This is a genomic window from Curtobacterium sp. ODYSSEY 48 V2, assembly GCF_023712625.1.
Lineage (GTDB): Bacteria > Actinomycetota > Actinomycetes > Actinomycetales > Microbacteriaceae > Curtobacterium.
Window position 1 is genome coordinate 233712 of record NZ_JAMAXX010000003.1, and the last position, 12819, is coordinate 246530.

Below are 12819 nucleotides of genomic sequence, written 5' to 3' on the forward strand. Positions count from 1 at the left end.
GGTCTCAGTCGTCCTCGGCTGCTCGGCGTCGCAGCTCGCTCGCGCTGATGGGCTGGGTGTACGGCGAGGCGTCGTCGTCGTCCTCTCGAGCACCCGGCGTCGCGTTCGCCGCCCCGGGCCGGTCGAGCCCGGTCGCGGACGCTGCGGCACGGTTCACGTGGGCGTCAGCCGACGTCGGGCTCGCGACCCGGGGCGCGGAGGTCGGCCGGTCGTCGGAGCGGGCATCACCGCCACGATCGGTCACGTCGACCTCGCCGGAGTCCGAGGAGTCGTCGCTGCGCGAGCCGAGGTCGTTCCGAGCGCTCGGAGTCGTGCCGCTCCCCGGACGCGCCGACGCGATCGGCGACCCGAGCGGAGGGCGGACCGGCGTGCCGTCGAGCTGGACCGTCTCGCGGTCGCCGTAGGGGCGCGTCCGGTTGTCGGCAGCACCTCGGACGTCGTCGATGGGGGTGGTGGCGTCCTGGTCGACCGCCGGCGCAACGGTCGGACCCGAGGTGCGGCCCGCCGACGTCGCGGCCGCAGGGGAACCGACGGGAGACTGCTGCGGCGCAGGACGGAGCGAGGTGGTGGTCGGCGTCGGGCGCGACGGGGCCGTGCCGGCGTCTGCCTCGGCCGACCGCTGCTGCTGCTGACCGGCGTTCCAGTCCTGCTGGCGGGCGATGAGGTCGGCGTCGGGGTCCGGGGAGTCGAACTTCCAGCGTTCGAGATCGGCCTTGAACAGCTTCTTCGCGCGACCTGGCTTGCCGTTCCACTCGAGCAGACGGTCGCGGAGTTCACCGAGCGACTGGTCCGCCTGCGAGGTGAAGGTCGAGGAGTTCCGCTTGATGTCGGCGATCTCGTGCTGCACCCAGTCGGCGGCCAGCGGAGCACCGCTCACCGGCAGGAGGCGCAGCCGCACGTCGGCATCCTCGGCGAGGTGGTCGGCGTAGGCACGTTCCTCGTGTCCGAGTGCTCCCCAGCGCGAGGCCTTGCGCGCCGCGGTGACCATGCCCGCCACCGCTGCGTTCCGGCTCTCGCGGTCGTGGAGCGCGACGACGCGCTTCGTTGCCGCGCGTCCGATCAGCGCGGCGATCACTCCGGCGACGACGATCGCGACGAAGGGGATGATCGCGCCGGACAGCACGCGCCATCCCTCGTCGGATGCCGTCCAGTCGGTCAGGTCGTTCCACCAGTCCATGGGCGAACCCTACGCAGCGTGCGACGCAGAACCGCGGAGGCCGGACGGCGTTCCGTCGAGCCGGACCGCGTTCCGTCGAGCCGGGCTGCGCTCCGTCGAGCGGGGCGGCGTTCGCTCACGCGGGGCGGCCTCCCGTCGAGCGGCGCGGTCGAAGTGCGCGGGCGGCTGGTCAGCCCCAGCGCAGGCAGTCGACGGCGTCGTCCGCCGACCACACGTTCGGCAGCTCGACGAACCGTCGCTCGACCGCCACGTAGCGACGGGCGCGGTAGGCCGTGCCGCCCGCGACGTCCACGCGGTCGACGTACCCGACGATCTCGCCGTTGGTGCGGGTGACCCGGCTGAGGTCGTCCCGCACGTCGAGCACGCGCAGGTCGCCACGGCTGCGTGCGACCGGCGTGGAACGGATCCGGAACGCTGGTTCGGTGCTGGTCTGCACGGGTGCCTCCTGCTGGTTCGTCGTGGTCTTCGTTGCCTCGACGGTACGGCTGACCACCGACACTCCACGGCCGTGCAGTGGCGTCAGGGGAGCGCTCACGGCGAGGACGATGCTGTGCAGGAGACGTACCCCGGCCCCGTGTTCCGTGAGCGCAGGAGGGTACGGTGGCGCGCATGACGACGTTCGTGCTCGCAGGTGGATGCTTCTGGTGCCTCGACGCGGTGTACCGCACGTTGCAGGGTGTGCAGGACGTGGTGTCGGGCTACACCGGCGGCGTGGTCGAGGACCCGACGTACGAAGCGGTCTGCACCGGTGCGACCGGTCACGCCGAGGCGGTCGCGGTGACCTTCGACGAGTCGGTCATCCCCGCCGACGTCGTCCTCGACGTCTTCTTCACGCTCCACGACCCGCGGCAGCTGAACCGCCAGGGCGCGGACGTCGGCACCCAGTACCGCTCGGCGATGTTCCCGGCGGACGACGAGCAGCGAGCGCTGTTCGAGCACGCGGTGCAGCGCGCTGCGGACATCTGGGACGGCGGGATCGTGACGACGATCGAGCCGCTCGGTACGTTCTTCCGTGCGGAGGAGCACCACCAGGACTTCTTCGCGAAGAACCCCGGTCAGGGCTACTGCCTCGCGGTCGCGCTGCCCAAGGTGAACAAGGTCCGCAAGGCCTACAGTCAGTACATCCTGGCGTCCTGAGGCACGGACGTCGGGGCCACGAGGAGGTGGTCGAACGATGATGGACAACACCGGGACCTGGGTGGCCGTCGGTCCGGCGGGCGCGGTCGGGAGCATCCGCCGCGCGTCGGACGGCTTCCACGTCGAGCTCTACGGTCGACGGGGCCGAGGCGGGACCTACCCGTCGCTGGAGACCGCGAAGGGTGCGGTCCACGCGGCGCTCGGGCCTCTCGCCGACCGACCCGAGTTCCGCGCGCACTGACCCGCCAGCCCGGAGGTTCGGGGGAGTCTTCCTCCACAGCCCACCTCGACGAGTCGGCTGCTCACAGATCGAGCCCCGGGTCGCAAGTGCGGCCCGGGGCTCGCAGACGATCGAGTCATGAACGACACGATCACCGTCTGCGGCATCGTCGCGACCGAACCCCGGCACCTCGTCACCGACACCGGCATCGCCATCTCGAGCATGCGCCTGGCGTCCCCCTCCCGTCGTTGGGACCGCAGCACGTCGTCATGGACGAACGGTCCGACGAACTGGTACACGGTCACCGCCTTCCGGTCCCTCGCGGCGAACGTCCACAAGTCGCTGAAGAAGGGCGATCGCATCCTCGTGACCGGACGCGTCCGGATCCGCACCTGGGAGCGTGACGGACGGAACGGGACCGCGGTCGAGATCGACGCCGACGGCATCGGGCACGACCTCGCCTGGGGCATCAGCAACTGGATCCGCGTCCCGCGGCACGTCGGCGACTCCAACGCGGGTCCCGGGGTGCCGCCGGGGGTGCCGACGGTGGACCCGGACACCGGCGAGGTGACGGGCACGGTGCCCGAGGACGACCACGCGACGCCCGTGCTCGGCGGGGACGGCGACGATGCGCTGCCCGGGGCAGCAGACGGGACCGTGCTGGCGCGCCACGGCGTCCGGGACGGCGGCGTCCTGCGCGACGGCATCCCGGGCGACGGCGTCGCGCACGGCGGCGACCCGGGCGACAGCGGCGCGCGGGCAGCCGGAGGGGTCGCCCCGGTCGTGCCCGGATCCCGAGAGCCCGAGCCGGGAGCAGACGCCGACGCCGACGCCCGTGCCGTCGCATGAGTCGTCGCACGGTTCATCACCGGGACCGTCGGCGGCGCACGACAACCGCACCCTGCCCATGCCGGCCGTCCCGGCGCGAGGCACACGCGTCCTGCCGGTGCCGGCCGCCTCGGCGCGCGCCCCACCGTGGTCCTGTCGGCGCCGCCGACCCGCGAGCCCTGCGCCGCGGCGCAGGGGGGAGCGGTGACGTGCCCGGGTCAGTAGACTTGCGCCGATATGGCTGAGTACATCTACCAGATGGTCCGCGCCCGCAAGACGGTCGGCGACAAGCTGATCCTCGACGACGTCACGATGTCGTTCATCCCCGGCGCCAAGATCGGCGTCGTGGGGCCGAACGGCGCGGGCAAGTCGACGATCCTGAAGATCATGGCGGGTCTCGACCAGCCGTCCAACGGCGAGGCGAAGCTCACGCCGGGCTTCTCCGTCGGCATCCTCATGCAGGAGCCCGAGCTCGACGAGTCCAAGACCGTGCTCGAGAACGTCCAGATGGGCGTCGGTGCGATCAAGGGCAAGCTCGACCGCTTCAACGAGATCTCCGCGCTGATGGCGGAGCCGGACGCCGACTTCGACGCCCTCCTGGCCGAGATGGGCACCCTGCAGGAGGAGATCGACGCGGCCGACGCGTGGGACCTCGACTCCCAGCTCGAGCAGGCCATGGACGCGCTGCAGTGCCCGCCGGCTGACGCGCAGATCGCCAACCTCTCGGGTGGCGAGAAGCGCCGCGTGGCGCTCTGCAAGCTGCTCCTCGAGAAGCCCGACCTGCTCCTCCTCGACGAGCCCACCAACCACCTCGACGCCGAGTCCGTGCTGTGGCTCGAGCAGCACCTGTCGAAGTACCCCGGTGCAGTGCTCGCCGTCACGCACGACCGGTACTTCCTCGACCACGTCGCACAGTGGATCGCCGAGGTCGACCGCGGCCGCCTGTACCCGTACGAGGGCAACTACTCGACCTACCTCGAGAAGAAGCGCGAGCGTCTCGAGGTCCAGGGCAAGAAGGACGCCAAGCTCGCCAAGCGTCTGTCCAGCGAACTCGAGTGGGTCCGGAGCAACTCGAAGGGCCGCCAGGCGAAGTCGAAGGCCCGTCTCGCCCGGTACGAGGAGATGGCTGCCGAGGCCGAGCGCACGCGGAAGCTCGACTTCGAGGAGATCGTCATCCCCGTGGGCCCGCGTCTGGGCTCGCAGGTGATCGACGCCGAGAAGCTCCAGAAGCAGTTCGGTGAGCGCGTCATCATCGACGGCCTGTCCTTCACGCTGCCCCGCAACGGCATCGTCGGGGTCATCGGCCCGAACGGCGTCGGCAAGACCACGCTGTTCAAGACCATCGTCGGCCTCGAGCCGCTCGACGGCGGCCAGCTGCGGATCGGCGACACGGTCGACATCTCGTACGTCGACCAGAGCCGCGGCGGCATCGACCCGAACAAGAACCTGTGGGAGGTCGTCTCCGACGGCCTGGACTTCATCCAGGTCGGCAAGACCGAGATCCCGTCCCGCGCCTACGTCTCGCAGTTCGGGTTCAAGGGTCCGGACCAGCAGAAGAAGGCCGGTGTGCTCTCCGGTGGTGAGCGCAACCGCCTGAACCTGGCGCTCACGCTCAAGCAGGGCGGCAACCTCCTGCTCCTCGACGAGCCGACCAACGACCTCGACGTCGAGACCCTCGGCAGCCTCGAGAACGCCCTGCTCGAGTTCCCCGGCTGTGCCGTGGTCATCACCCACGACCGGTGGTTCCTCGACCGCATCGCGACGCACATCCTCGCGTGGGAGGGCGTGAACGAGGACGGTACCCCGAACTGGTACTGGTTCGAGGGCAACTTCGAGGCCTACGAGGAGAACAAGCTCGTGCGCCTCGGCCCGGACGCGAACAAGCCCGGTCGCTCGACGTACCGCAAGCTCACCCGCGACTGACCCGTGGCGAGGCTGCACGCTCCCGTCCGCATCCGGTGGAGCGACATCGACGCGTACGGCCACGTCAACAACTCCGCGATGCTGCGCCTCCTCGAGGAGGCGCGCATCGCGGGGTTCTGGGGCCACGACCCCGCCGACGTCGCGCCGGAGGACGACCTGCCGGACCCGATCATCGACGGCCGGCCCGGCTCCGGGACGATGACGGTCATCGCTGCACAACGTCTCGAGTACCTCGCATCGATCCCGTACCTGCGCCGGCCGCTCGACGTGCAGATGTGGATCGGACGCATCGGTGGCGCGAGCATCGACGTGTCGTACGAGATCTGGTCACCCGTCGGAGTCGAGCCGCAGGTGCTCTACACGCGCGCCACGACCGCCTTGGTGATGGTCGACGCGGCCTCGAACCGGCCTCGGCGCCTGTCCGAGGCCGAGCGCGCCGCCTGTGCGCCGTTCGTCGAAGCGCCCGTGCAGTTCTCCCGCCCGTAGCGGCGGGACCACCGGTGCAGTTCTCGAGCCCGTAGCCGGCTGGACCGCCGGCGCAGTTCTCGAGCCCGTAGCGGCCAGGACGGGCGGCACCGTGTGTCCGCCAGGAGCGGGCAGGGCAGCCGTCAGCGCGGCACGCGCAGCATCCCCTCCTGCGCCACCGAGGCCAGCAGCCGACCGTCGCGCGCGAACATCCGCCCGAACGCCAGTCCCCGGCCGCCCTGGGCGCTCGGGGACTCCTGTGCGTACAGGACCCAGTCGTCGGCACGGCCGTCGCGGTGCCACCACATCGCGTGGTCGAGGCTCGCGCTCTTCACTCCCGGCGTGCCCCAGGCGACGCCGTGCCGCCGCATGATCGGCTCCAGGATCGACATGTCGCTCGCGTAGCCGAGCACGGCCCGGTGCAGCGACGGGTCCTCCGGCAGGTCACCGTCGACGCGGAACCACACCGCCTGGTGCGGGACGCGCTCGCCCTGTACGTCGACGAACACCGGGCCCTCGACGTGCCGCAGGTCGATCGAGCGTTCCGCCCAGGCCTGCGCCACGGGGTGGTCGATCGCGGACAGGATCGACGCGGCCGAGGGCAACGACTCGGGATCGGGGGTACCGACGGGGAACGGGTCCTGGTGCTCGAGTCCGTCGTCCGGTCGCTGGAAGGAGGCGATCATCGAGAAGATCGGCACACCGCGTTGGTAGGCCTGGACACGGCGCGTGGCGAACGAGCGGCCGTCGTGGATGCGCTCGACGGCGAAGGTGATGGGCACGTCGATGTCACCGGGACGCAGGAAGTACCCGTGCATCGAGTGGATGCCGCGGTCCTCGATCGTGTGCTGCGCGGCGACGATGCACTGCGCGAGCACCTGTCCGCCGAAGACCCGGCCGCCGGGCGACCAGTGGCTGGCACCGGTGAGGATCGTCTCGCCCGTGCTCGCGCCGGTGTCCTGCAGGCGGAGGGTGCTGAGGAAGTCGGGTTCGCCGTTCACCCCCGCAGTCTACGAACCCGTCGCCGGTAGGATCGGTGTCGACATGGGCACCTCGTTCACGCTTCCCGACGCCGCTTCGCTCGGCGATCTCCGCACCTACCTCGGACGCGCTGCCCGGATCGAGGACGGCTCCGTGCGGCTCATCGCCGACTCCGGCGTCCTCGCCGTCTACGCCGCGATCCTCTACCCGGTCGGGCTCCTCGACGAGCTGCCGACCGTGCTCGGTCTCCGCACCTTCTCGCTGACCGAGCCAGCGACGATCGACGCGGTCGTCCCGCTCGCCTCCCTGCGGGAGCGGCTCCGTGTGCTGGCCGAGGAACACGACGCCGCCGGTGCCGACGGTGCCGACCCGACGCGACCGACCCCGATCGAGGTCGGGCTGCCGCACGAGGTGCACACCGTGACGTGGGCCGCGATCTCGCCGCCCCGCGGGGGATGGGTGCCGCTGCCCGACGTCTCGCCGGAGCTGCTCCGCCGCGCTGCCCGCGACGGGATCGCCGAGGTCGCGGACGCCGTCCCGTCGAACGCCGGTGACGCCATCGTCCGCCGCATCCGCGCCGAGGTCTGGGGCCGTCCCGTCCCCGGGATCGAGCACGTCCCCGCAGCAGCCGGGTTCGCGGGGGAGAGCCTCGGCTTCCTCGGGCACGATCCGGTCCGGCTGTTCGAGACCGGCCCCTGGAGCCGCCTGACGACGTCGCGCGGGCACATCCTGGTGAAGCGACGCGCCTGGAGCCTCGACCACTAGTGCCGCCGCGGCACTGCCGATCCCTGCACGGTCGCGCACGAGCCCTCGTCCGTCCACACCTCCGACGGGCACCCGGTCAACGCCGTGAGCGGCATGGTTGGGTTGCGTCATGCACGTCTTCCTCACCGGCGCATCCGGGTACATCGGGTCATCAGTCCTCCGCGCACTCCTCGCCCACGGGCACCAGGTCACCGCGGTCGTCCGTTCCGACCAGAAGGCGCAGGCGATCCGTGACGCCGGCGGCCAGGCGGTCGTCGGCGACCTGTCCGACACCGAGCTCGTGCGCCGACTCGCGCACGAGAGCGATGCCGTCGTCCACACCGCGTCGGCCGAGTCGGTGGACCCGGACTTCACGGCGACGGTGACCGAGGCGTTCTCGGGGACGTCGAAGCCGTTCGTGCACACGGGCGGCATCTTCACGTTCGGCGACTCGACCGACATCTCGGAGCAGTCGCCCGTCGACCCGCCGGAGCTCACGGCGTGGCGCGCCCCGATCGAGGCGCGGGTCCGCGCGAGCGACGCACGGACGACGATCGTCGCACCGGGCATCGTGTACGGCCGTGGCGCGGGCATCCCGGCGATGTTCGTCGGCGACGGGGAGCACGAGGTCCGGCTGGTGGGCGACGGGTCACAGCGGTGGACGACGGTGCACGTCGACGACCTCGGCGATCTGTACGTCCTCGCCGTGCAGCGCGGGGAGCAGGACGGCTACGTCGTCGCCGCGACCGGTGACAACCCGACCGTGCGCGAGATCGCCGAAGCGGGCGCGCACGGGTCGCCGGTCGTCGCCGAGAGTGCCGGCGACAGTCGGGAGCGGCTCGGGCGCACGTACGCAGACGCCCTGCTGCTGCACCAGGAGGCCTCGGGCGCGCACGCGCGTGCCGCCTTCGGCTGGAACCCGACCCGACCGACACTGGTCGAGGACCTCGCCAGCGGGTCCTCCGCCCGCTGAACCCAGGTGCGGGGCGGACCAGCCGGGTACCGAGCGGACCGGCCGGGTACCGAGCGCACCGGCCGGATACCGAGCGGACCGGCCCGGGTTCGAGCTGACCGGCCCGGCGTCGAGCGAGAGGACGCTCAGTCGAACGTGTTCGTCATCGCGTGTGCCGCCCGGTCGAGGTACGCCCACAGTTCGGCCTCGTCGAGGGGCGCCAACCCCAGCGACTCGACGGCGTCGTGCATGTGGTGGAGCCAGCGCTCCCGGGCTTCGGAGGTGATGCGGAACGGGTTGTGGCGCATCCGGAGCCGGGGGTGCCCGCGCTCCTCGCTGTACGTGCCGGGGCCGCCCCAGTACTGCTGCAGGAACGCCGACAGCCGCCAGATCGCACCGTCGAGATCGTCAGCCGGGTACATCGGCCAGATGACCTCGTCCTGCTGCACCCCCTCGTAGAAGCGTCGGACCAGCCGGTCGAAGGTGGGAGCACCGCCGATGCGTTCGTACAGGGAGCCGGTCGCGCTGGCGCCGTGCTCGCCGACGCGGAGCGTGATCGGCTGCGCCGGTACGCCGCCCCGGTCCGGAGGGGTGAGGTCGCTCACTGGTGGTCCTTCCCGGGGTCCTGGCCGCGGTCGGTGTCGTCGGTGCGGATCGCCCGTCCGAACAGGTTCCCACGCTTCCCACCGCGCGACTTCGTCGGTGCGGGCGTCGGCTGCGTCCGGACCGACCGGAGGCCGTTGATCGAGGTGGCGTTCTCCCACCCCTCGGGCATGATCATCGCCATGGCGGGCAGTGTGACGCCGAGCTCGTCGACGGCGCGCTTCAGCCGCACGCGCATCTCGCGCCCGACGACGTCGAGCTCGGACGCGCGGGTCTTGACGACGAGACGGAACACCATCCCGGCGTCGGAGATCGACTGGAGACCCCAGATCTCCGGCTTCTCGACGATCCGCTGACGCCAGCGCGGCTCCTGGGACATCGTCACCGCGGCACGCAGCAGGGCGTCCTGCACGGCGTCGATGTCGGTGTCGTACGGGACGGTGATGTCGACCAGCACGCGCGACCAGCCCTGGGACAGGTTGCCGACGCGCAGGATCTGCCCGTTCGGGACGAACCACAGGATGCCGTTCACGTCGCGGATCTGCATGACGCGGAGTCCGACGTTCTCGACGACGCCGGTGGCCTGCCCGGTGTCGACGACGTCCCCGACGCCGGCCTGGTCCTCGAGGATCATGAAGACGCCGGACAGCAGGTCCTTCACGATGCTCTGCGCACCGACGGCGAGGCCCGCGGCGATCAGCGAGGCGCCACCGACGATCCCGACGGCCGCGCCCTGCCACACGGCGGTGACGATGACGATCAGCGCGATGACCACGACGACGACGGTCGCCAGGTTCTCGAGCACACTGCCGAGGGTCCGGGTCCGTTGCACGACGCGGGCGGTCTGCACCGGCGAGGCGATGAGTGCCTGGGTGTCATCGACGTTCTGGCGGCGCTTCGCCCCGTTGACCACCTGGTCGACGACGCCCTTGATCACGCGCCGGAGGATCAGCCGCAGGATGATCGCCGCGATCACCGTGATGACGATCGTGATCGGTGCTTGCCAGGTGTCGACGAACTGGGTGAATGCGTTCGACGCCCACTTCGAGACGTCGTCGGTCGTGTTCGCTGCCGAGTTCATCATCCGGACGATGCTAGAGGGCGAGGCCTCGGCGACCCTTGAGGATCACCGAGGCCCCGCCCCTGCACTGCCGTCGGACGAGGATCAGGCGTCGGCCGTCTGGACACGCAGCGCACGCTCGGTGCCCGCGAGGTTCTCGGACACGATGCGGCGGAGCGCCGGGGTCTCCGGGTGTGCCTCGAGCCACGCGTTCGCGGCGTCGCGGAGCTCGACCGACGCGAGCGGCGCCGGGTAGAGGCCGCTGACGATCGTGTCGGCGATGTGGTAGCTCCGCTCGGCCCAGATGCTGGTCAGCACGTCGAAGTACCGCGACACGAGCCCCTCGAGGACGACCGGGCTGTTGGTGTGCTGGAAGCCGACGGTCGTCTGGCGGACGATGGCATTCGGCGCCTCGGACGAGTCGACGAGCGACGAGAACGCCGCGAGCTTGCCCTCGGCGGTCGGGATCGTCGCACGCGCCCGGGCGGCGGCCTGCTCGCCCGAGGCCGTCTTGTCGGCGGCGAGCTCGGCGTCGACCTCGGCGTCACCGGCAGCACCGGCGAGGACGAGGCCCTCGAGCAGCTCCCAGCGCAGGTCGGTGTCGATCTCCAGGCCCTGCAGTGTGACGGACCCGTCGCGCAGGCCCTGCAGGGTCGTGACGTGCTCCGGCGTCGAGGCGATCTGCGCGAAGAACTTCACGAACTGGAACTGGGCGTCGGACCCGGCCTCGGCCGAGGAGGCCAGCTGCCAGAGGGTGTCGCCCACGGTGCGGACGGTGGCGTCGACCTTCGCCGGTGCCACGTAGCTCCGGGCGGTCAGCAGCAGCTGCGAGAGCGTGGTGCGGATCGTCGTCGACTCGGTCTCGGTCGCGATGTTGCCGAGCACCAGGCGGACGTAGTCGCTCGCGGGCGACTCGGCGTCGCGCGTGGCGTCCCACATCGCGCCCCAGACGATGGAGCGGGCGAGCGGGTTCGCGATCGCGGCGAGGTGCTCGATCGCGGTGCGGCGGGACTGCTCGTCGAGACGGATCTTGGCGTAGGCCAGGTCGTCGTCGTTGAGGAGCACGAGGTCGCCGCGGTGCACGCCGACGAGCTCGGGGACCTCGGTGCGGGCGCCGTCGACGTCGATCTCGACGCGGTGCGTGCGCTCGAGCTTGCCGCCGGCCGACGCGGTGTCGGCACCGAAGGGCGCCGACTCGTCCGTCGTGAAGCCGTAGACGCCGATCGCCAGACGGTGCGGGCGGAGCGTCGGGTGGTCGGCCGGAGCCTCCTGCAGCACGGCGAAGGACGTGATCACGCCGGACTCGTCGACCTCGATCTCGGGGCGCAGCGTGTTCACGCCGGCGGTCTCGAGCCACAGCTGCGACCACTCGGACAGGTCGCGGCCGCTGGTCGCCTCGAGCTCGACGAGCAGGTCGCGGAGCTCGGTGTTGCCGTGGTGGTGCTTCGTGAAGTAGGCCGAGACGCCTGCGAAGAACGCGTCGATGCCGACCCACGCCACGAGCTGCTTGAGGACGGAACCGCCCTTGGCGTACGTGATGCCGTCGAAGTTGACCTGGACGTCCTCGAGGTCGTTGATCGTCGCGACGATCGGGTGCGTCGAGGGGAGCTGGTCCTGGCGGTAGGCCCAGGACTTCTCCATCGCCTGGAAGGTGGTCCACGCCTCGGTCCACTCGGTGGCCTCGGCGGTGGCGATGGTCGACGCCCACTCGGCGAACGACTCGTTCAGCCACAGGTCGTTCCACCACTTCATGGTGACGAGGTCGCCGAACCACATGTGCGCGAGCTCGTGCAGGATCGTGACGACCCGGCGCTCCTTGATGGCGTCGGTGACCTTCGAGCGGAAGACGTAGGTCTCGGTGAAGGTCACGCAGCCCGCGTTCTCCATCGCGCCGGCGTTGAACTCCGGCACGAAGAGCTGGTCGTACTTCTCGAACGGGTACGGGACGTCGAACTTCTCCTCGTAGTAGGCGAAGCCCTTCTTGGTCGTCTCGAACACGTACTCGGGGTCGAGGTACTCGGCGAGCGAGCGCCGCGCGAAGACGCCGAGCGGGATGGTCCGACCGTCGCGACTCGTGAGCTCGTCGCGGACGACCTCGTACGGGCCGGCGACGAGCGCGGTGATGTAGCTCGAGATCGTCGCGGTCGGGCTGAACGCCCACGTGGCGATCTCGCCGTCGACGTGGGGCTCGGGCGTCGGGGAGTTCGAGACGACCTGCCAGCGCGACGGTGCCGTGACGGTGAAGGAGAACTCGGCCTTGAGGTCGGGCTGCTCGAACACCGCGAACATCCGGCGCGAGTCCGGGACCTCGAACTGGGAGTACAGGTAGACCTCGTCGTCGACCGGGTCGACGAAGCGGTGCAGGCCCTCGCCCGTGTTCGTGTACATCGCGTCGGCGACGACCACGAGCTCGTTCTGCTCCTGCAGGTCGTCGAGCTGGATGCGCACGCCGTCGTTCACCGCGGCGACGTCGAGCGCCGAGCCGTTCAGGGTGATCGAGTGCACGGTCTTCGTGATCGCGTCGATGAAGGTCGAGGCGCCGGGCGTCGCGGTGAACCGGACGCGCGTGGTGCTGCCGAAGGTCTCGGCCCCGCGGGTCAGGTCCAGCTCGACGTCGTACGTCTGCACGTCGACGATCGCGGCGCGTTCCTGGGCTTCGGTTCTGGTGAGGTTCTCTCCGGGCACGGACGCTCCAACTTCGCTTGCGGCGCGGACGATCGATGTCCGCG

Annotated in this window: 13 protein-coding genes; 7 read left to right on the top strand and 6 right to left on the bottom strand. The window is 70.8% G+C overall.

Annotation, left to right across the window (positions count from 1 at the left end):
* Nucleotides 1–4: 4 nt before the first annotated feature.
* Both M3666_RS06140 and M3666_RS06145 read right to left on the bottom strand, forming a co-directional pair.
* Nucleotides 5–1177, bottom strand: coding sequence for a hypothetical protein (locus tag M3666_RS06140; protein WP_251154761.1), 1173 nt, complete (start codon nucleotides 1175–1177; stop codon nucleotides 5–7).
* A gap of 169 nt (nucleotides 1178–1346) precedes the next feature.
* Nucleotides 1347–1712 (bottom strand): hypothetical protein, encoded by a 366-nt coding sequence (locus M3666_RS06145; protein WP_209683505.1) that lies wholly within the window; start codon nucleotides 1710–1712, stop codon nucleotides 1347–1349.
* Nucleotides 1713–1786: 74 nt separating this feature from the next.
* On the opposite strand from M3666_RS06145, the gene msrA reads away from it, so the two are divergent.
* The 5 genes from msrA (at nucleotide 1787) to M3666_RS06170 (ending at nucleotide 5771) form a co-directional block, all read left to right on the top strand.
* Nucleotides 1787–2314 carry a peptide-methionine (S)-S-oxide reductase MsrA gene (msrA, locus tag M3666_RS06150; RefSeq protein ID WP_066653055.1) on the top strand — a complete coding sequence of 176 codons (528 nt, stop codon included), beginning with the start codon at nucleotides 1787–1789 and terminating at the stop codon, nucleotides 2312–2314.
* A gap of 37 nt (nucleotides 2315–2351) precedes the next feature.
* Complete coding sequence (locus M3666_RS06155; RefSeq protein ID WP_081984725.1) at nucleotides 2352–2555, top strand: hypothetical protein; 204 nt, start codon at nucleotides 2352–2354, stop codon at nucleotides 2553–2555.
* Nucleotides 2556–2672: 117 nt separating this feature from the next.
* Nucleotides 2673–3383, top strand: a complete 711-nt coding sequence (locus tag M3666_RS06160) for a single-stranded DNA-binding protein (protein WP_251154762.1) — start codon at nucleotides 2673–2675, stop codon at nucleotides 3381–3383.
* A gap of 216 nt (nucleotides 3384–3599) precedes the next feature.
* Nucleotides 3600–5285: an energy-dependent translational throttle protein EttA gene (gene ettA / locus M3666_RS06165; protein WP_209683500.1), complete on the top strand. Its 1686-nt coding sequence runs from the start codon at nucleotides 3600–3602 to the stop codon at nucleotides 5283–5285.
* Between the two features lie 3 nt (nucleotides 5286–5288).
* Complete coding sequence (locus M3666_RS06170) at nucleotides 5289–5771, top strand: thioesterase family protein (RefSeq protein WP_251154763.1); 483 nt, start codon at nucleotides 5289–5291, stop codon at nucleotides 5769–5771.
* A gap of 122 nt (nucleotides 5772–5893) precedes the next feature.
* Here M3666_RS06170 and M3666_RS06175 read toward each other — a convergent pair whose 3' ends face one another.
* Entirely contained in the window at nucleotides 5894–6751 is an 858-nt protein-coding gene (locus tag M3666_RS06175; protein WP_066653071.1) for an acyl-CoA thioesterase II, read from the bottom strand.
* A 43-nt stretch (nucleotides 6752–6794) separates the two neighbouring features.
* On the opposite strand from M3666_RS06175, the gene M3666_RS06180 reads away from it, so the two are divergent.
* A complete protein-coding gene (locus M3666_RS06180; protein WP_066653076.1) occupies nucleotides 6795–7496 on the top strand; it encodes a hypothetical protein in 702 nt (233 codons plus the stop codon).
* A 109-nt stretch (nucleotides 7497–7605) separates the two neighbouring features.
* A complete protein-coding gene (locus M3666_RS06185; protein ID WP_251154764.1) occupies nucleotides 7606–8448 on the top strand; it encodes an NAD-dependent epimerase/dehydratase family protein in 843 nt (280 codons plus the stop codon).
* A gap of 125 nt (nucleotides 8449–8573) precedes the next feature.
* Here M3666_RS06185 and M3666_RS06190 read toward each other — a convergent pair whose 3' ends face one another.
* From M3666_RS06190 to pepN, 3 genes are all read right to left on the bottom strand, one after another.
* The gene (locus M3666_RS06190; RefSeq protein WP_209684416.1) at nucleotides 8574–8984 is read right to left on the bottom strand and encodes a globin; all 411 of its coding nucleotides are present in this window, start codon (nucleotides 8982–8984) and stop codon (nucleotides 8574–8576) included.
* Nucleotides 8985–9028: 44 nt separating this feature from the next.
* Nucleotides 9029–10114, bottom strand: a complete 1086-nt coding sequence (locus tag M3666_RS06195) for a mechanosensitive ion channel family protein (RefSeq protein WP_251154765.1) — start codon at nucleotides 10112–10114, stop codon at nucleotides 9029–9031.
* A gap of 81 nt (nucleotides 10115–10195) precedes the next feature.
* Complete coding sequence (pepN, locus tag M3666_RS06200; protein ID WP_251154766.1) at nucleotides 10196–12775, bottom strand: aminopeptidase N; 2580 nt, start codon at nucleotides 12773–12775, stop codon at nucleotides 10196–10198.
* Nucleotides 12776–12819 lie beyond the last annotated feature (44 nt).